Source organism: Streptomyces sp. NPDC007917, from assembly GCF_042959105.1.
GTDB lineage: Bacteria > Actinomycetota > Actinomycetes > Streptomycetales > Streptomycetaceae > Streptomyces.
Genome location: NZ_JBIBKK010000002.1, coordinates 630,588 through 649,812, shown reverse-complemented (window position 1 = coordinate 649,812; position 19,225 = coordinate 630,588). Strand labels below are relative to the sequence as shown.

13 protein-coding genes and 1 pseudogene are annotated in these 19,225 nt (G+C 69.4%); 8 read left to right on the top strand and 6 right to left on the bottom strand.

What is annotated here, in order from left to right:
* Positions 1-67 precede the first annotated feature (67 nt).
* Positions 68-1,102, bottom strand: coding sequence for an alcohol dehydrogenase catalytic domain-containing protein (locus ACFZDL_RS05700; protein ID WP_353592101.1), 1,035 nt, complete (start codon positions 1,100-1,102; stop codon positions 68-70).
* 200 nt (positions 1,103-1,302) lie between these two features.
* Here ACFZDL_RS05700 and ACFZDL_RS05695 point away from each other — a divergent pair, with 200 nt between their 5' ends.
* From ACFZDL_RS05695 to ACFZDL_RS05685, 3 genes are read left to right on the top strand one after another with little or no spacing between them, the layout of a single operon-like run.
* Positions 1,303-1,458 (top strand): hypothetical protein, encoded by a 156-nt coding sequence (locus ACFZDL_RS05695; protein ID WP_353592100.1) that lies wholly within the window; start codon positions 1,303-1,305, stop codon positions 1,456-1,458.
* Between the two features lie 2 nt (positions 1,459-1,460).
* Complete coding sequence (locus tag ACFZDL_RS05690; RefSeq protein WP_353592099.1) at positions 1,461-2,357, top strand: helix-turn-helix transcriptional regulator; 897 nt, start codon at positions 1,461-1,463, stop codon at positions 2,355-2,357.
* 24 nt (positions 2,358-2,381) lie between these two features.
* The gene (locus ACFZDL_RS05685) at positions 2,382-3,401 is read left to right on the top strand and encodes an aldo/keto reductase (RefSeq protein ID WP_353592098.1); all 1,020 of its coding nucleotides are present in this window, start codon (positions 2,382-2,384) and stop codon (positions 3,399-3,401) included.
* 69 nt (positions 3,402-3,470) lie between these two features.
* On the opposite strand, the gene ACFZDL_RS05680 is transcribed toward ACFZDL_RS05685, so the two are convergent.
* A complete protein-coding gene (locus ACFZDL_RS05680) occupies positions 3,471-4,442 on the bottom strand; it encodes a LacI family DNA-binding transcriptional regulator (protein ID WP_353592097.1) in 972 nt (323 codons plus the stop codon).
* A gap of 107 nt (positions 4,443-4,549) precedes the next feature.
* On the opposite strand from ACFZDL_RS05680, the gene ACFZDL_RS05675 reads away from it, so the two are divergent.
* The 3 genes from ACFZDL_RS05675 (at position 4,550) to ACFZDL_RS05665 (ending at position 9,399) form a co-directional block, all read left to right on the top strand.
* Complete coding sequence (locus tag ACFZDL_RS05675) at positions 4,550-4,741, top strand: hypothetical protein (protein WP_353592096.1); 192 nt, start codon at positions 4,550-4,552, stop codon at positions 4,739-4,741.
* A 219-nt stretch (positions 4,742-4,960) separates the two neighbouring features.
* Positions 4,961-6,532: a cytosine permease gene (locus ACFZDL_RS05670; RefSeq protein WP_353592095.1), complete on the top strand. Its 1,572-nt coding sequence runs from the start codon at positions 4,961-4,963 to the stop codon at positions 6,530-6,532.
* Between the two features lie 74 nt (positions 6,533-6,606).
* Complete coding sequence (locus ACFZDL_RS05665; protein WP_353592094.1) at positions 6,607-9,399, top strand: hypothetical protein; 2,793 nt, start codon at positions 6,607-6,609, stop codon at positions 9,397-9,399.
* A 77-nt stretch (positions 9,400-9,476) separates the two neighbouring features.
* On the opposite strand, the gene ACFZDL_RS05660 is transcribed toward ACFZDL_RS05665, so the two are convergent.
* Together ACFZDL_RS05660 and ACFZDL_RS05655 are read right to left on the bottom strand one after the other, a co-directional pair.
* On the bottom strand, positions 9,477-10,841 hold the full coding sequence (locus tag ACFZDL_RS05660; RefSeq protein ID WP_353592093.1) for a lanthionine synthetase C family protein: 1,365 nt from the start codon (positions 10,839-10,841) through the stop codon (positions 9,477-9,479).
* Positions 10,838-14,020, bottom strand: coding sequence for a lantibiotic dehydratase (locus ACFZDL_RS05655; RefSeq protein ID WP_353592092.1), 3,183 nt, complete (start codon positions 14,018-14,020; stop codon positions 10,838-10,840). Before ACFZDL_RS05655 ends, ACFZDL_RS05660 begins: the two co-directional genes overlap by 4 nt.
* Before the next feature lie 565 nt (positions 14,021-14,585).
* Here ACFZDL_RS05655 and ACFZDL_RS05650 point away from each other — a divergent pair.
* A complete protein-coding gene (locus ACFZDL_RS05650) occupies positions 14,586-16,535 on the top strand; it encodes an ABC transporter ATP-binding protein (RefSeq protein WP_353592091.1) in 1,950 nt (649 codons plus the stop codon).
* Here ACFZDL_RS05650 and ACFZDL_RS05645 read toward each other — a convergent pair.
* The gene (locus ACFZDL_RS05645) at positions 16,468-17,475 is read right to left on the bottom strand and encodes a helix-turn-helix domain-containing protein (protein WP_353592090.1); all 1,008 of its coding nucleotides are present in this window, start codon (positions 17,473-17,475) and stop codon (positions 16,468-16,470) included. The genes ACFZDL_RS05650 and ACFZDL_RS05645 overlap by 68 nt on opposite strands.
* A 471-nt stretch (positions 17,476-17,946) precedes the next feature.
* Here ACFZDL_RS05645 and ACFZDL_RS05640 point away from each other — a divergent pair, with 471 nt between their 5' ends.
* The gene (locus ACFZDL_RS05640; protein ID WP_353592089.1) at positions 17,947-18,471 is read left to right on the top strand and encodes a hypothetical protein; all 525 of its coding nucleotides are present in this window, start codon (positions 17,947-17,949) and stop codon (positions 18,469-18,471) included.
* 353 nt (positions 18,472-18,824) lie between these two features.
* Here the strand turns inward: ACFZDL_RS05640 and ACFZDL_RS05635 are convergent.
* Positions 18,825-19,184 (bottom strand): annotated as a pseudogene (locus tag ACFZDL_RS05635) (IS630 family transposase); the annotation flags it as partial.
* Positions 19,185-19,225 lie beyond the last annotated feature (41 nt).

Sequence of the window (19,225 nt, the reverse complement as noted above, 5' to 3'; positions counted from 1 at the left end):
CCAGCCCCTGGCCGGCGCCGATGAGCACCATCGGCAGTGCCGGCCCGGTCAGGTACGGGGTACCCGTTCACGGCCGCACCAGCACCTTCAGCGCCTCGCGCGTGTCCATGGCCCGATAGCCCTCCGGGACGCCGTCGAGGTCGACGGTGCGGTCGAAAACCCGGCCGGGTTCGATACGGCCCTCCAGGACGTCAGGCAGGAGCTCGCTGATGTAGGCGCGGGCCGGGGCCGGGCCTCCGGTCAGGGTGATGTTGTGGCCGAAGAGGCTGCCGAAGCCGACCGGGGCCTCCTCGTACTGGGGCGCGCCGACGCGGCTGATGGTGCCGCCGGGCCGGACGACCCCGTAGGCCTGTTCGTAGGCGGGCCTGTGCCCGACCGCTTCGATGACGACGGGGCTGCCGCCGCCGGTGAGCTCGCGTACCTTCTCGATGCCCTCCGCTCCGCGTTCGGCGACCACGTCGGTGGCGCCGAACACGCGACCGAGGTCGGTGCGGGCGGTGTGCCGGCCCATCAGGACGATCTGCTCGGCGCCCAACCGCTTCGAGGCGAGCACGGCGAGCAGACCGACAGCACCGTCCCCGACCACGGTGACCGTGCTGCCCTGCTTCACCCCACCGCGGACGGCGGCATGGTGGCCGGTGCCCAGCACGTCGGAGAGGGTGAGCAGGGAGGGGATGAGCGCGTCGTCGGCGCCGACCGGGAGCTTGACGAGGGTGCCGTCGGCCAGCGGCACGCGGGCCGCTTCCCCCTGGCCGCCGTCGATGCCGTTCCTCGCCCAGAAGCCGCCGTGCACACAGGAGGTCTGCAGCCCGGCCCGGCAGTACTCGCAGGAGCCGTCCGAGTACGCGAACGGGGCGACGACCAGGTCGCCCTTCTTCACCGAGGCGACGTCGCCACCGGTTTCCTCGACGATGCCGATGAACTCGTGGCCCATGCGGGCCGGGCCGTCGGAGGCCGGCATGGAGTGGTAGGGGTGAAGGTCGCTGCCGCAGATGCAGGCCGCGGTGATGCGGACCAGCGCGTCGGTGGGCTCCTTCAGGGCCGGGTCGGCGACGTGCCCGACGCGGACGTCGCCGGCTGCGTACATGAGTGCTGCGCGCACAGTGTTCCTTCAGGTCGGTTGCGGCTTCTCGGCCCGGGTCCGGACTGGCAGTCCCCGGGCCTTCTCCAGAAAACCGCGCGCCGGCACGCAGGTGGGAGTCACTGCTCTTCCAGGTAATGGCAGTACCTCGCAGGTCCTTCCCGACGCATCTACCGTGAAGGAACCGGCACAGGATTCACGCCGATCAAGAGGAGTCACCCGTGCCCCCGGATTCCCGCCCGACAGCAGCCCAGCGGCTCATCGGGGACGCCGTACCCAAACCGGTCTCACTGCCCGACGTCGTCCTGTTCCGGCCCGCGCTCCGCGCCGGCCCGCCTCAGGCCGTCGGTGCCGCCAAGGAAGTCCGCAAGATCTGATCATGGCTGACAGCGACAAGAAGAACCTGGCCGCGGAGGTCCGCGAGTTCCTGAGCACGCGACGGGCACGGATCACCCCGCAGCAGGCCGGGCTGCCGGTCCACGGCGGAAACCGCCGCGTCGCGGGCCTGCGGCGCGAGGAGGTGGCCCTGCTCGCGGGAATGAGCGTGGACTACTACATCCGGCTCGAGCGCGGAAACCTCAGCGGCGCCTCGGACTCTGTGCTCGATGCCCTCGCCCACGCACTGCAGCTGAATGAGGCCGAGCGCACGCACCTCTACGACCTGGCCCGCGCGTCGACTCCCTCAGGCCGGCGCTCCACCGTGACCGCGTCCCGCGTGCGGCCCACGATCCTGCGGATGCTCGACTCGATGACCGACGTGCCGGCGTATGTGCGTAACGCACGGTTCGACATCCTCGCTGCCAACGCGCTGGGCCGGGCACTGTACGCGCCGGTCTTCGACTCCCCGCTGTTCGCTCAGCGCGGGCCGGTCAACACCGCCCGTTTCCTGTTCCTCGATCCGGCCGGCCAGGAATTCTGGGTCGACTGGGACAAGGGAGCCGACGACTCCGTCGCCTTCCTGCGCTCCGAGGCCGGCCGAGCCCCCCATGACAAGGCGCTGACCGACCTGGTCGGAGAGCTCACGACCAAGAGCGAGGAGTTCGCACGCCGGTGGGCGCGCCACGACGTGAAGATCCACCGCTCCGGTGTGAAGCGCCTTCACCATCCGCTGGTCGGCGATCTCGCGCTGCCCTACGAGGCAATGGATCTGCCGGCCGATCCCGGCCTGCGTCTCAACTTCTACACCCCCGAACCGGACTCGCCCGAGCGGCAGGCCCTCAACCTGCTCGCCAGCTGGGCCGGCACCGGCACAGTCGTCCCTTCGCACAACGACTGACAACCCGACGAGGAGAACACCTTCATGCGCTACCGACCGCTCGGCCGCACCGGCGTCCAGGTCAGCCCCCTCTGTCTGGGCGCGATGATGTTCGGCCCCTGGGGCAACGAAGACGAAGCCGACTCGGTACGGATCATCCACCGCGCCCTCGACGCCGGCATCAACTTCATCGACACCGCGGACGTGTACTCCGGCGGAGTCTCGGAGGAGATCGTCGGCAAGGCACTCAAGGACCGACGCGAAGACGTGGTCCTCGCGACCAAGTTCTTCATGCCGATGAGCCAGGACGACCCCAACGCACGGGGAGGCTCGCGGCGCTGGATCATCCGGGAAGTCGAGAACTCCCTCAGGCGCCTGGACACCGACTACATCGACCTCTACCAGGTCCACCGCCCCAGCCCGGACACCGACGTCGCCGAAACCCTCGGCGCCCTGTCCGACCTCGTACACCAGGGCAAGATCCGTTACATCGGCTCCTCGTCCTACTCCGGCTCCCAGATCGTCGAAGCCCAGTGGGTTGCCCGCGAGCGCCACCTGGAGCGGTTCGTGACCGAGCAGCCGCCGTACTCGATCCTGGTCCGCGGCGTTGAAGAAGACGTACTGCCCACCGTGCGCCGCCACGGCATGGGCACCCTGACCTACAGCCCGCTCGCCGGCGGCTGGCTCTCCGGCCGCTACCGCAAGGACACCTCCTCCGGGCCGGCCTCCGCGGCCCGGCCGCAGGCCCGCTTCGACATGAGCAGCCCGGCCAACCAGCGCAAACTCGACGCCGCAGAACAGCTCGCACTCCTCGCCGAGAAGACCGGCCTGACCCTGATCGAGCTGGCCGTCGCCTTCGTGATCAACCACCCCGGCGTCACCTCGGCGATCATCGGGCCGCGCACCATGGAACAGCTCGAAGCGTTCCTGCCTGCTGCCGAGGCCACGCTCTCAGCCGGTGTACTCGACGCGATCGACGAGATCGTGCCTCCCGGGGTGACCGTCAACCCCGCCGACAACAGCTACGGCGACTTCGAGCTACGGGCCGACCAGCGGCGCCGCTGACGCGAAACGCTTGACCACGCCCTCATCATGATCGACCGACCCTGGAATCGACCGACCCTGGATTCGCAGTCAGCCGCTGGAACCGCGGACCACGAGCTCGGGTCTCAGGACGACATCACCGCTGCCGCCGTCGAGGAGGGCGAGGGAGGCCTCGACCATGCGCTCGGCGGTCGAGCCCAGGGTGGTGAGTCCCGGCGCGGCGGTATCGGAGATGTACGTGCCGTCGAAACTCGTGATCGCGTACTCAGCGGGCACGCGTTTACCGGCGTGCTGAAGCGCCGTCAGCAGGCCGAGCGCGACCGTGTCGGCGGTGCAGATGATCGCATCTGTGTCGCCGGGGTTCGCGAGCAGGAGCCGCGCCGCGTCGATACCGCTCGCCACTGTGAAGTTCGGCATTTCCAGAACCCGGTCGTCCGGCCCGGCGAGCGCGCGGAACGCGGTGGTGCGCTCGATGCTCGACGAGGAGTCTTCCTGGGCGTCGACCATCAGGATGCTGCGGCGGCCCCGCGCCCGCAGGTGATCCACGAGCAGGCGGACCCCCGCCGCGTTGTCGAGCCGTACCGACGGCGCTTCGACGCCCCGTGCGCGGCGGTCGACCTGCACGACACGGTTGGACCGCGCGAGCTCCGTGATCGCCGCGCCGCTCAGCTCGAACGCCGCGGGCACCACGAGGACCGCGTCCACCAGCACCCGATCCATGGCGCCGAGCTGGCGCTGCTCGGTCTCCGGGCTCTCGCCCGTGTCGATCGTCACCAGCCGCTTGCCCTGAAGATCCAGGCGGCGCGAGTACGCCGACACCAGCTCCGCGAAGTACGCGTTCGCGATCGCCGGAACGACGAGCGCCAACGAATCCGTCGACTGAATCCGCAGCGCCCGCGCCGCGGCGTTCACCCTGTAGCCCAGTTCGTCGCATGCGTTCCGCACGCGCAGCGCCAGCTCCGGATCGACATTGCGCTGAACACCGGAGAGCACACGACTCGCCGTCGGCACTGACACCCCCGCGCGCAACGCCACGTCCTTCAAGCCGATGCGCGCGCCCATCCTGATCTCCCCTGGCTCCAGCCTGTCGATGCTATCAGGGCGGTCTCGGCGGCCCGTTGACGCGCCAGGGACCAGCGTGCTTAGGTTCGGAAATGGTTTTCCCGACGATGAGAGTACCGCGTGACCGCCCGCCGCACGCCCCGGAGGGCGGCGGACGGGGGCTTGTCATCGAATCGGTGAACCTCGGCCTCGGCCACGATGCCGGGCACCCCCTTGCCGACCTCGCCGTCGCGGGCGCGTTCCCCGGCGCGCTCGCTGCCCCTCTCATCGGCGGATTAGCGGCCCACCCCACCGCTTAGCGGTCCGCCTCACCGCCGTACGCGCGCCCGCCGCGACCGCGATGGCCGTCACCGCGCACGCCGCACGCGGAGCCGCGTCGCCCCCGGATGCGGTCGCCCCCGGACGCGGTGGACGCGCTGACGCGGTCGGCGCGCTCCTCGAACGCGAACCCACGACTTCCCCGAGCTTTCAACCATCCGCTCCTCCCCGCATCGCCATACATCGAAAGGCGCCCTTCCATGAGCAATGAGGCTCAGCAAGGTCGTAGAGGCACGACCGTCGAATCGAACGGCGTCAATCCCGTCCCCGACGCCGAACGGCGCGGGAGGCCGCGCGGCCTGTTCGCGGTGTGGTTCGCCTGGAACATCTCGATCCTCGGCATCAGTTACGGCATCTTCGTCTTCGGCCTCGGTCTGAACGTCTGGCAGACGATCGTCGCCGGGACCATCGGCTACCTCGCCTCGTCCGCCCTCGTCGGGATCCTCGCGGTCGGCGGGCCCCGCACGGGACTGCCGACCCTCGCCCAGACGCGCTTCGCGTTCGGCATGAAGGGCAACAGGATCCCCGCGTTCTTCGCCTACCTGTCCAATATGGGCTGGAAGGTGACGATCGTCACCCTTGCCTCGACCACCGGTGCGAACCTGTTCGCGAAGCTGTGGCCGTCGGTGTTCGCCGACACGGACGGGTCGAGCGCCACGTTCACGATCGTGCTGTGGTTCGTGCTCGTGCTCGCCGTGACAATGACGGTCTCCGTCCTCGGCCATGAGTTCATCATGAAAGTCGAGGTCTGGATCTCGTGGGTGACCGGCATCATGACGGTCGCGTTCCTCGGATTCATGGTGCCTGAGATCGAGTGGGCGCACCTCGGCGACACCCCTGCGGGCGGACCGCTGGTGTTCATCGGCGGCATCATCATGGCGATGACCCTCGTCGGGCTCGGCTTCCTCAACTACGGCGGTGACTTCGCCCGTTACCTCCCGCGCGACACCCCGGCGCGCGGCGTGATCAGCTGGACGGTCGCCGGGCTCAGCCTGCCGGTCGTCATCCTTCTCGCCGTCGGCGCGCTTCTCGTCGGCGGGGATTCGAAGCTCGGTGCCGCCACGGCGTCCGACCCGATCGGGGCGCTCACCGCGCTCCTGCCGATGTGGTTCTTCGTTCCCTTCTCCATCGTGATCGTCATCTCGCTCGTCTCGGCCGCCATCACCGGCATGTACAGTTCCGGCCTCGCCCTCATGGCGGTCGGCGTACGGCTGCGCCGCTCCGTGACGACCGCGATCAACGCCGTCATCATCGCGGCGGGCGCCTTCTACCTGCTGTTCATCTCCACCTCGTTCCTCGCGACGTTCCAGTCGTTCCTGTCGCTCATCGCCGTGATGATGGGCACCATGGGCGGCGTCCAGATCGTCGACTTCATCCGGCAGCGTCGCATGGGCTGGAACACCGACATGGCGAACCCGCGGGGCTACGGCGGCCGCGACGGGCGCTGGACGGCGATTCTGAGTCTGGTCACCGGAACCGTCGTCGGTCTCGGCCTCGTGACGAGCTCCGACCCGAACTTCGGGGAGATCACGGGATTCCTGCTCACCGAGAGCGGCCGCACCGGCGTGTTCGGGGCGAGCGGGCTCGGCATCGTCATCGCCCTGGCGCTCGGCGCCACGCTCTACGCGATCCTCACGTTCGGACTCCGGCTGGACCCGAAGCCCGACTACTCGCTCGTGACCACGGGAGACGCCGCTCGCGGGAAGGGCGGTCGCCAGGTTCCGACTCCCGACGCGGCCGGCAGGCACGCGGCCGACCGCACCGAAGCTTGACCGACCCCCGGCGGCGAGGCCCACGCGGGTCTCGCCGCTGCTCGAGGAGCTGACCGCTCAAGGAGCTGACCCCGTTGTCCGCACATGAGACCGCGCTGCAGCGCTTCCGGACCCCGGACCCGTGGCATGCGCCCGCCACCTACTGGTTCTGGCATCGGCTACCCGACAAGGACACGATCCGCGCCCAGGTGCGGCAGATGTACGACGCCGGGATCCGGAGCTTCCAGGTGCAGGCGCGGCTGTCCTACCCGATCGGGGGTTACCTGGACGACGACTACCTCGCCGCGTGCCGTGCGGCCGTCGAGACGGCCGCCGAGTTCGGCATGATCGTCGGCATTTATGACGACTACAACTGGCAGACCGGTCATGCGGCGGGCCGGGCCGTGACCGGCCACGACGAACTGCGCGAACGGCACCTGTTCTGGGTGCGGATCCCCGCGGGCGCGAGCGACGGCTCGCTCAGCGGAATCCGCTCGGCGACGGAGAACCTCGGCCCCGCCGCGATGGACTGGCACTACGAGGGCGGCGTCGTCGCCTGGGCCGACTGGCGGATCGAGTACGCGCTCGTCGTGGCAGGGGAGCAGGGCGCGGCCGCCGAGCGGCCCGAACTCGTCGACCGCGTGGACGGCACCGCCGACAGGTGTCGTGTCCGCCTCACCGACCCCGTGCCCGACGGCTCGGAGGCGATCGTGTTCGTCTCCGCCCGCTGCGCGACCTCCCGGCTGGTGAACCCCGTCGACCCGGTCGCGGTCGATCGCTTCATCGAGGCCGGCTACCAGCCCTTCGCCGACGCCCTGGGCGACTTCTTCGGCACCACCGTCGCCTACATGTTCTTCGACCAGCCGCACGCCGTGTACTACGACTGGGCGGAGCGCACAGGAGACCTGCGTTCGGCGATGCCGTTCCACGAGAGCCTGGCCGTCTCGATCCGGGAGCGCTGGGGCGGGCGGACCCCCCAGGTGCTCGCCGCCGTACTCGACGGGGACGAGCCGGAGCGGCTGAGCCTTCGCGCCCAGTTCTACGAGCACTTCAGCGGCTACGCGATGGAGACGTTCCTCGGCAAGCTGCGCACCTGGAGCCACGCCCACGGCCTGCGTCAGTCCGGCCATGAAGTCCTCGGGCACGTCGGCGGCTGGGCGCTCGACACCGCGTTCACGAACTGGGACCTGCGCGTGAACTTCGGACTCGACCACTTCGGCGTGGACGGTTACCGCGACCTCACCGCGGTGGACGCGCAGGACGCCCTGGTACAGCTCAGCCCCGTGTTCGGCGACTCGGTCGCCCGCCACCACGGCCGCGGCGGGACGATGGTCGAGCAGTACTTGCTCACCCCGCCCGAAGGTGGAACCCCGTGGTCCGGCCACTGGGGGCTGACCCTCCAGGAGCTGCGCACAACGGCGATCAACCACCATCTGCAGGGCATGCGGCAGATGGTCTTCCACGGCTTCTACCAGACCCACGGCCATGGAGACGATCACGAGTCGCTGCGGAATCCGCGCTTCGACTTTCCCCCGGGCATCAACTTCGAGCCGTGGTTCGCCGATCATCACCTGCCATTCGCCCTTGAGAGCGCGCGGCTGAGCGAATTCCTCGAGCCGGTGTCACCGCAGAGCGACGTGGCGGTCCTGTACCCGTTGCGCACGGTGTGGACCGCGGGTCAGCTCGGCGAGCAGGCGTCGGCGGTGGGCGAGTGGGCCCGCGCGCTCACCGAGACCCGGGTGGGCTTCCACCTCGTGGACGAACGCGATCTCGAGACCGCCGCCCTGGAGGAGGGCGCGGTGCGGATCGGGGACCACCGGTACCGGGCGCTCGTCCTTCCCGCCGTGACAACGCTGCGCTCGGCCGCGTCACTGCGCCGGCTTCGCCGCCTGGCCGAATCGGGGGTACGGGTGCTCGCGAGCGGTGCGACGCCCGCTGTCTACCAGGAAGGCCCGCAGACCGCAGCCGAGGACTGGGCAGGCCTCGCACCGGCCGTGGAGGTGTTCACCACGGTCCCCGAGGAGGCGGTCCTGCGCGGGCTCGCCGCGCGGCGTGGGCAGACCGAGCCGACACTGCGCGTCCCCGCGGGCTCGGCGGTGCGCTGGCGCGGCGGCCCGGACGCGGCCGACGGCTTCCGCTTCGCGTGCTTCGCCGAGACCGAGGGCACGGTGGAGCTCCTGCTGCCCGACGGGCCCTGGCACATCGAGGAGTGGGAGGCCGCCGACGGCACCGTGCGCACCCTCGAAGCAGCCGAGGGCCCGGTCGTGCTGCGGCTGGAGCAGAACGCATTGCGCCTGTTGCGTGTGTGCGGGGGCGCGGAACCGGCTTCAGGCCGGGCGGACACCACGGAAGGCTCCAAGGCCGCGGCCGGTCACGGCACGCCGGAATGGTCGGCGCCTGAGGCGATGGAGTCCGGCTGGCTGCTCGAGGTCGCCGAGGACGCGTACGAGGAGGCGGGCACCCGCCGCGCCATCGCGGTGACGTGCGGCTGGGAGCGCCAGGGCCTTCCGGCGTTCGCGGGCACCGCCGACTATGTGCGGCGGATCGAGCTCGACGCGCCGGCCCCCCTGAAGCTGACGCTCCCTGCTGTCGCCGGAGCTGTGATCGTGTCCGTGAACGGCGTGCGTGTGGGGGCGCGCGCCTGGGCGCCGTACCGCGTCACGATCCCCGCTGACGCCCTGCGGCCCGGGGGGAACGAACTCCGCATCCGGGTCGCGCCGTCGGCGGCCAACCGCTACTACGCCGGGACCGGGCTCCGCGCCGAGCCCGAACCGTGCGGACTGCTCGCGCCCCCGCTGCTGAGCCACCAGCTCGCGACGTCGGACCTCGGCGCGCCCCCGGACGGTTTCGACCCCGGCCCCCGCTCGTCCTCGACCCCGGAAGGCTGATCCATGTCCGGGTCGGAGCCGCCGCAGCCCTGTGCTGCTGCGGGCGGCTCCTCGAACCGACCGTGCAGGACCTGGCCTCAGTCGAGCATCAGGGCAGCCTCCCACCTCGTCACCGAGGGCCGGTCCGTGGCGAATCCGTGGAGGGCGAGTGCGATGCCCGCCGCGCCCTGCAGGAATCCCGGCCGGTCCGCTTCGACGGGGACGATGCTCTTGTCCTGGTATCCGAACGGGGTCGCCGGGTCGAAGCCCTCGAGCACGTGCGCGGCCAGCCGCCCGGTGGCCGAGGCCAGCTCGGGGTCGTCGGTGTCGACGGCCATGCACCGCACGATGTGCAGTATTCCGGCCCACCCGTGGCACAGCGAGAAGTCGGCGACCAGGGAACGCTCCTCGACGCTGCGCACCGCCCCGCGCGCGGCGGCGGTGGCTTCGTCGACCCAGTCCGGTCGCGCGAAGGCCTTGCCCGCCATGTGCAGCGCCCGCGCGACGCCGAACGCTCCGTAGCACCACGCATCGCGCCGTCGCCGCTGGGGAAAGGACACGACCGATCCGTTCTCGACGTACAGCCCGTCCGGCCAGAACGGGCCGTACTCGTCCACCATGCGGTGCTCGAAATAGAGCCGCGCGACGCTGTCCGCTGCTTCGTCCATGCCGGGCACGCTGACGCCGTCGCGCTGGGCGCAAGCCATCAGGGCCAAGGGCCCGGCGATGCCGTGGGCGATGCCCAGGTTGGCGACACCGGGTTCCTTCGGCCACCGCCCGATCTGGTCCTCCGCGGCGTACCAGGGCGTGATGGGCGTTCCGTCGACCGTACCGTCAGGGGCCGTCGCGACGGTCGTGAGGAGGCCGAGCACGGCATCGAGCGCGTCCCGGGAACCCCCGTGCCGGCCGTATCGCAAAAGGAGCAACCTGCCGACCCCGGTCAAGCCGGTGATGATGTCGTGATCTCGCCAGGTGTGCAGGGTGCCGCTGTCGTGCAGCGCCGACCGTACTCGGGCGATCATTCGCTCGACACCGGGTGCGGTCAGGTCGTCGAGCTGGCGGCCGAGGCGGCTGAAGTCAGCCGTCCGCGTCCCGGCGCAGGTCGCGGTGAACGCGAGCGACGGGGCGTCGTAGTGCAGGCCGAGGCCGGTCGCCCTGACTCCCTCCGGGGCGTTGACCGCACGGGAGAGATAGTCGTGCACGAGTGCCCGGTAGGTGCGGTCCGGTTCGTCCCCGGTGTGCGTCAGCTCGGCGTAGAGCAGTGCCACGCCGGAGTAGCTGTCGGACAGGCCCAGCGAAGACCAGGATGCGGGATAGGGCTCGGACGCGGCTTCGGCGCCATGTGGTACGGCGGAGCCGATCGCGGCTACGCGGTCCGGATCGCTCAGTCGGTCGGCGATCGCGTCTACGGTGGCTGCGGCTTCCTGCCGCAGTGCCTCTGTGCCGGTGGCGGTTGTCGTCATGAGAGATTCCGGGCCTTGTCGAGTTGTGCCTGCGCGAAGCCGCGCAGGACGGCGTAGGAGGAGTGCTCGGCGTCCGCTTCCGTTCCCGTGTGCCGGTTGTGGGACAGGTGCAGGAGCGAGCTGAATTCCGTACGGTTCGAGTCCAGTCGCCCCTCGGCGGTCATCCGGCGGATCAGCTGTCCGTACGCCGTGACTCGGGGAGCTCGTCGTCGCCATGCGTCCCGGAGCTGCTCGCCGCCGGGCACCGCGCGGAGGGCCCTCCAGTCGTCGCTGGGGTCGAGCAGCGTCATCGCGCGACGCCGGTGCGTCTGAAAGGCCTTGTGGTACCGGTTGTTCTTCGGATACGCCCCCAGCAGCCACGTCTTCCAATCGGCCGGTGCGAGCGTCCGTATCAGGTCGAGGTGGTTGGCGGCGGCAAGCAGATCTCGCGGCAGGTCCAACTCGCCCCGTATCAGCAAAGAGGCGATGTCCAGGGCCAGCTCGGAGTCGGCCGCGAACGCGTGCTCCGCGGCGGCCATCGCTTCCGGCCCTCCGTATCTGCCGATCTCCGGGCGATAGGTGCCGATGAGCAGTTCGTCGGCCAATCGGGCCGCCCGGAGCTCCGATATCCACGCGTGTGCCCGGGGGAGCAGTCGCCCGTTGAGATCGTCGGGCTCGCCGTGGAACCTGATCCGCAGAGACGCTCTGCCTTCCTCCGCGTAACGGAGAAAGAACCACCGGTCGCAGAACTCGCGGGCGCTGCTGACGAACTGGCGGAGGTGCCCGGCGAGAATCTCGTTCTGGAGTGCGCTCGGACACAGGAGTTGGAGGTAGAGCCACTCTCCGCCAGGCGGGTGGACCTCGGAGACCGCGGGCACTCGGCGAGCGGTCTTCTGCTGATGCCCGTGCGCGTGCCCGTGCTGATGCTCATGGCCGTGCGCGTGCCCGTGGGCGTGCCCGTGCTGATGCTCATGCCCATGCCCATGCCCATGCCCGTGCGCGTGCCCGTGCTCCTGTTCCGTCCGCGGCCCGGCCTGCAGCGCGAAGACGATCTCGTTGGCGTATCCGCCGGACCACCCTCTGCCGAACTCACCACCCGCGGGCTCCTCGTACAGAAGAGTGTTCGGCTTGCGCTCGAGCTCCGCGCGCAGCATCCGCAGGTCGGATGCGTGGCGAACATCCACACGGACACGCTGGTCGGCGAATGTCAGGTAAAGGACGTCGGGCACCTTCCAGCGGCCTTGCCACGCGAGCCATCGCTCGCGCCATCGCGTCCAGCTCAGGTCGCTGTCGGCAAGCGTGGCGTCCGGTGTCCAGCGCGCGCTGGAGAACACCACACGGCCATGCCGAACACGCGGCAGATAGGGCAGCACGCCGGCCGCACCCCAGCTCCAGGGCATGATGGGCGGTGCCTGTTGCGTACCGATGTCGAGCAGCAGCCGGGCCGTCGGCGGCAGCAGATCCGGGTTCAGCGCATGGGGCGCGAACGGTATGAGTTCCTTGCCGGTGCGTGTGCAGTGCACTTCCAGACGGTCGAGGTACGCCACGATGGCCAGGTCGTCGAGAACGCTCACCCTCGTGCCGGTCCACTGCGAGCCGGGCCCGTCGCCGATCGATATCACCGCGTCGCTCAGCAGCGGACCGCGCATGACGTTGTACGAACGCGCATTGCCCGGAGGCACGCACACCTGGGCCGGCACCGCCCGCTCGCCCCCCGGTGCCGCCATCAGCACGTCATGCATCCGGCGTGAGACAGGATCTGTCAGCTCAGGGAGGGTGGGGAGGAAGCGGCCGAACATGCCGCCGGGGCCGAAGCCGCCGTTCGTCAGGACCATGCGGTAGTCGCCGGTGCGCAGGGCCTCTTCGGTGTCCGCGAGCACCTCGACGGAAAGCTCGGTGTTCTCCGAAGGCCCCGGTTTCCCCGTTTGTTGGGCGAGCCGTTCGACCAGCGGGTCGTCGAGGACGACTTCGCGAAGTCCCGCGAACGCGGCCTCTTGGGCCAGGGCGACAAGCGCCCGGTCGCGCGCGTTGAGTTCCTTCGAGTTGTGACGGTGCTGGTGGTAGTGGTCGGGGAACCCCAGGCCGGTAACGGAGTCGACCAATGTACGGAGCGGGACGAGGCGGCCGGCTCCGTAGCGTTCGACGATGTCCATGCGGTAGGTGTCCAGCTTCGCCGCCGCGTCAAGGGTGGTGTTCCGCAGCCGCCACACGGCGGAGACCGCCGATTCCAGCTCGGCGCCGAGCTGTCGGGGGAGCGTGATGTCGGCGTCCATCCGCAGGTCCACCTGCAGGAGATTGTCCGCGGGACGCAGCGAACGCGCCTTCGCGGTCGCGTCGCGCCACGCGGACTCGCCGCCGCCGAGGGACGTCCGGGAGTAGGCGCGAACTCGCTCGTCGAGATCCACCAGTTCGCCCCTGCGGGGATGGCCGTCCGGCAGAAGGTCCACGATGTGGCGCAGGGAGTCGACCGTGGTCGCGGGTGGCAGCAGGTCGGTGAGGAGGAACTCGTTGTCCACCAGCTGCGCGATCACCCGGTGGATGACGGCGTCCTCGACCTCGGGGAACTTCGACCGCAGTACGGCGACCAGGTCCGGATGGCGGACCGGGGTGCGGGCCGTCTCCAGGACGAGGGCGGTGGCCGTGGTCCGGCGGATCGTCCGTTCCAGATCGTGAGGTTTGACGTGCGTGTCGTCGACCGGCAGATGGGCGAGGACGAACCTCCCGTCGCGGACCTCGCCGAGTTCGTTGGCCACCAGCGTCAGGTTCGGCAGCACCACGGGATCGGTGCGCAGCGAACGCGCCATCCCGGCGAGCCACCCGTAGTCGGCGTACACGAACTTGACGTGCCGGTCGCCCACCCTGACCTCGGGCGCGTCGCCCAACGCCACGGGAGCTACGCCCGCGAGCAAGCCGAACGGGGTGGCACGGTGCGTCGCCCTGGAGAGATAGCGCATCGTCGCGAAGCAGACCCGCCGCAGCTTCGCCGGCTTGACGTGACGGGACTCCGTCACGTCGCGCAAGGTGCGTGCCAGCGAGGGACTGGACACCGCGATCGCCTCGGCGAGCACCGGGTCGGCCGCCACCGCACGGAGAAACGCCAGCGTGGAATCCTGGTCGCCGCCCGGATCGTCGGGACCGACGGGCAACGGATGGTGCACCGGCAAAGTGGCCAGCCGCGCCATTGCGAACTCCGCAGTCACCAAAGGGCCCCTGGTTATGTCCTCATCCGTCACCGCATTACCTTTCCGCCGCTCCTCCGCTAGCAAGTGCCTACACGGTTCGAACCCGCCAGGTCGACGCTTCCGCCCACCATTCGGCGGTCGACGAAAAGTTGGAATCGGTCGATCGGGAGTGGTTATGTTGCGCAGGCAAAGCAAGGGCATGGAGCCCGCAACTGGTACGACAGGAGAAAGGAACAGGGATGAGTGAGTTCGATCTCGATTTGCGTACGACAAGTGCCCCGACAGGGGAAGACAGCCCCATGAGCATCTGGACGATGTTCACGACGTGTCCGCGTACCTGCACCGACACCTGCCCGTTCGCCACGCGCTGCTGCGCGGAGTGAATCGGAATCCACTGAGCGAGTAGTGGTGCACAGTCGCATCAACATGTGAATCACTCTTTTGTTTGATGCGAAGGAATCACGGCCGGCCGCCTGTCGGCTTCCTGCCACGTGCTCTGGCTGAGGGATTCTTGCCAGTGTTGGCTTCGGTAATCCTGAGATGGACGGGTGATGGTGCGGTGGCTACAGATGGGCGGCCGGTCGTGGCCAAAGACGAACTGTTCGGCACTGGAATTCGGCCGGCTCACGAGGACCGGCTCACGACACGTCCCGCGAACAAGGCGACGATGGTGCGGCGCCTGCCGCACATCGTGGCCCTGGTGCTGCGGTTGAGCTGGTCCACGGACAGGACCGCGCTGGCGTCCGTGGTGGGCTGCCAGCTCGCGTCCGGCTTCTTCATGGCCGTCAATCTGCTCGCGGTGCGCGACCTGTTCAGTGGACTGATGGCGCGCGGCGGCGGGATGGGCGCGCTCCTGCCCACCCTGGGGGTCATCGTGGGCGCCTCCATGGGCAACGGGCTGTGTACAGCGGTCAGCACCCGCTCCTCCGGGCGGCTCGCGCCGCGGGTGGCCCACATGGCGCAGAGCACCTTGCTCGACAAGGTCGCGCACGCACGGCTCGCCGCGATCGAGGACCCGGAAGTCAACGACCTTGTCGCCGCGGGCCGCCGGGGCACCGACGCCGTGAAGCGGGTGATCGACGGCGGCGTCGCGATCTGCACCGGCCTCGTCTCCGTCCTCACGGCGGGGTCCGTCCTCGTGGTCCTGGACCCACGGCTGCTGCCGCTGCTGTTCCTTCCCATGCTGCCCCGCGCGTGGGCATCGGTCAGTATCGCCGGCAGGTGGCATGCCTCGATGCGTCGCAGGCAGCCGCTGCTGCGTCAACTGGAGATGCTGGCCAGGCTCCTCACCACCCGGGAAGCCGCGGAGGAGTTGCGGGCACACCGCATCCAGCGGTTCCTGCTCGGCCAGCACGACCGGCTGTCCCGGGAATCGATGGCCGAGGAGATCGACCTCGCGTACCGCGAGGCGAGGGTCCGGATGACGGCGAGCGCCACGGCGGGTGGCGCCATGATGCTGACCTACGGCCTCCTGGTCCTCCTGTCCGCACAGGGCGTGATCTCCCTCGCTTTCGCCGCTACGGCGGCCCTTGCCGTGCGTGCCGCGACCATGAGCGTGAGTTCGCTGTTCGTGCAGGGGCAAGCCCTGTTCGAGGACGCCCTTTACGTCGCGGACTGGGAAGAAGTATGTGCGCGGAGTGAGGAACTGGCCGACGGCGGGGGGCCGCGGACGGTGGCCTCCGCGCCCGCCACCATTTCGGCGAAGGCGCTGTCCTTCCGCTATCCGAATTCCGACGCACTCGTCCTCAACGACATCGATTTCACGATCCGCCGCGGCGAAGTGGTCGCCCTGGTCGGCGCCAACGGCTCGGGAAAGTCCACCCTGGTCAAGCTGATCACCGGCCTGTACCTGCCGAGCGGCGGCACGGTCGAATGGGACGGCGTCCGCACGGACGAACTGGACCGGGACACACTGCGGGACCACCTCGCGCTGGTCGCGCAGAAACCCGTCGAGTGGCCGTTCACCGCCTCCGCGAATGTCACCGTCGGCCGGTCGCAGATCCCCCTCGACGAGGGGCGCAGGCGCAGCGCGGCCGCCGCCACCGGGGCGGATCACGTGGTCGATGGCCTTGAGGACGGCTGGGATTCCCTCCTTGCCAAGGAACTCTGGGGCGGCACCAACCTCTCCGGCGGGCAGTGGCAGCGCATCGGCCTGGCGCGCGCCTGGTACCGGGACGCGTCCCTGATGATCCTCGACGAGCCGACGTCCGCACTGGACCCGCAGACCGAGATCGACATGTTCGACCACACGATGGATCTGGCCGGCCAGGGACGCATGGTCGTCCTGGTGACCCACCGGCTCGCCTCCCTCTCACGCGTGGACCGCATCTACGTCTTCGACCGAGGCGAAATCGTCGAGCACGGGCACCACGACGAACTGATGCGCGCGAACGGCACCTATGCGCACATGTACCGCCTGCAGGCGGCACAGTTCGCGAACCCCGGCCCCGGCCCCGGCCCCACGGCTACGTTGACGCCTTCAACGCAGTTCTCGGCGACGAGCGGCCGACGAGCTGCGAACCCAGGGCGGTGACGCTGTGCACGACATTCCGCCCGACCCGGCGCGTGACGATGAGCCCGGCGGCCCTGAGGGTTCGCGTGTGTTCGCTCGCGCTTGACGGCGCCAGTCCCATCCGGGACGCCAAAACGGACGTCGAGCACGCACTGTGCGAGATTTCTCTGAGCACGTTCGCACGGGTCGGCCCAACGAGATCCTCGAGGGCGCGCGGGGAATGCTCGCCCTGCTGGTCCCCGCCCGGCGAGTGCGCGGCGGGATAGACAAGTATGGGATGGAGGCCTGGGCTGCGCAGAGCCATGGGGTGTTGATGGCAGAAGTACGACGGCACGATACGGAGCCCCCGGCCCTGGAGATGGCGGTCGGCTTCGACGGAGTAGTCTTCGACCACCAGCTCGCGTGGCTTCCACCGGATCGCGGGGTGAAGGTCACTGATTCCTTCCGCAAGTCCGGTCAGCACAATACGACGGGTCCGGGACTCATGGTCCTCGAACACGGCGCGAGTGATGGGCGACCACACCGGGGCGACGGCGTGCTGGAAATAGCGCAATAAGGCGTCCCCGAGAGACCCGATCAAATTTCGGTCGGGTGTGCGCGTACGCAGCCTGTCGATCCAGCCGGGGAGTTTCCGTTCCGCGGCGAGTTCATCGAGATCACGGTGCAGCAGAGTGGCAGGAGTGCGAATGATCGCCTGAATTCCGGCCCGCACTCCGTGACGTGACTCGGCCGGCGTCAGGAAGTCGGGCGAATACCCCTGGGGCGGTGCCAGCTCGAGCAGCTGCCGATCCGTCTTGGTCAGGTTCTTCTTTACGGTCTGCCGCCAGCGCCCGTACAGGTGCTCACCCTCGTCCGACTGTAATAAGTGCAGGCTGAGCAGAATTTCCCAGAGTGGGTCCGGACGGTTCGAAAACCGTATGTTGGCCAGGTCGTCGGAGTCGAAATGAATCCGCAGAGCCAAGGCTTTTCCTCCAGATAAGTGGTCGATGTGCTCTCCGGTGCCAACGTCACGACAGCCTCGGACCCCAGCCGCGCGTACGCGGTATCCCGTCCGCCGCTCCCGCCGCGGACGTTCTGCCGAGTCCTCATGAGACGTGTCCTTCCGTTTCTGTGCCGAGGCTCTGGCATGTATGCCGCTTGAGAGATGAAGCTATGGAAATCCGGTACAAGAGAGAACAAGCCTCGGGCTCGACCAGATCCTTCCCGAGTGCTGTTGATGCAGGAAATAGCACTACATGCCAGACACTTAGCAGTGGGCGCCAAGACAGTCCTCCCGCCGCCCGGGGCGCCATCCAACAGAAAGGCGCTGGTCTCGGTCAGGATCCGTCTTGTCTGACCGAATCCCGGAGCACCTGGACCCGCTCCTCGGGCGCGGCCGAAGCGGTTGGCGCCGTTCACCGGAGTATCCGGTACCGGCGCTTATGTTGGGTCGGTGAGCAGTTCTTCGGCCCCGGCGGGGCGACCCGCGCGCAAGGAGCGGGACCGCACTCGTCGGACGGACTACGCGGGTGCGGTCTATGGTTCGCTGCTCGCGGCATCGGTGGTGGCCACCGCCAGTGCCGCCGGCGACTTCCCTCGGCTTCAGCTGATCGTGCTGCTGCTGGTGACGGGCGTGGTCTTCTGGGCAGCGCACGTGTACGCGCACGTAGCCGGTGAACGGATCGTCGGCAGTCCGATCAGCCGCCGGGAGGTGCGGCGCGTGGCCCGGCGCGAGTGGCCCATCGTGGAGGCCGCGGCGCTGCCCGCGGTGGCGGCGGCGCTCAGCCCGGTGCTCGGCCTGGGCCTGTCCGGCACGGCCTGGCTGGTGCTCGCCGTCGCGATCGCCCAGCAGGTCGCCTGGGCGACCCTCGGCGCGATCAGCGCGGGCGCGTCCCGCCGCATGGCGGTCGGCGAGGGCGTCGTCAACCTGCTGCTCGGTCTGGTCATCGTGGCCGCCAAGGCCGCTCTGGGGCACTGACCCCCGCCCGACCTCAACGGCCATGGTCAATCTCGCCGTACGTCAGCGCCGAACCTCATCGCCGTGCGTCCCCGAGTCGCCCAGGAGCGGCAGGCCGGCTGCGTACCGGCGGAGGTATCCGGCGGTGGGAGTGTTGGATGTCGGAAGGGTGCAGGCCCGAGACGGATTCATCCAGGACGACGAGGCCGGCCTTGCGGCTCGCCTCGCCGCGCTGGATCGCGGAGCGAGTTTGAGGCGTTGAGCCTCGCCGCCGGACAGCTCGCTGGCGCTCTGGCCGAGTCGGGTCCAGCGCCGGTCGACGGCCAGCCCTCGGTAGGTGACCTCCAGGGCGTCGGGACTAGTGCCGCATCAGGCCGCCGGCGGGGCCTCGGGTCCCGGGCGGGGTCCTTGTGCCGTCCGCCGGGCTCGGCCCACTGCCGCCCGGGGTGGGGCTGGAGGTTGAGCGGCCCGAACTCGTCTATGCAGAAGACGACTTCGGGCTCGCCTTCCTCAGGTATGACCTCGCCGTCGGCGATCGCGTAGAGATGTTCGACCCGGGCCTTCTTGGCCGCGTAGTCAGGGTCGCGTGAGGTCTTCCAGGCCTTTATGCGTTGAAACGAGACGCCCTCCTCGCGGAGGAGGAGCCGTAGGCCCTCGTGGCTGATGTCGTCGACCACCCCCTCGGCGACCAGGAAGTCGGCCGGCTCGGCCAGGCTCCAAGTCGAGAACGGCAGGCCGTGCTCTCGGCTTCTACGACTGGGCGGTGGCGTCGGAC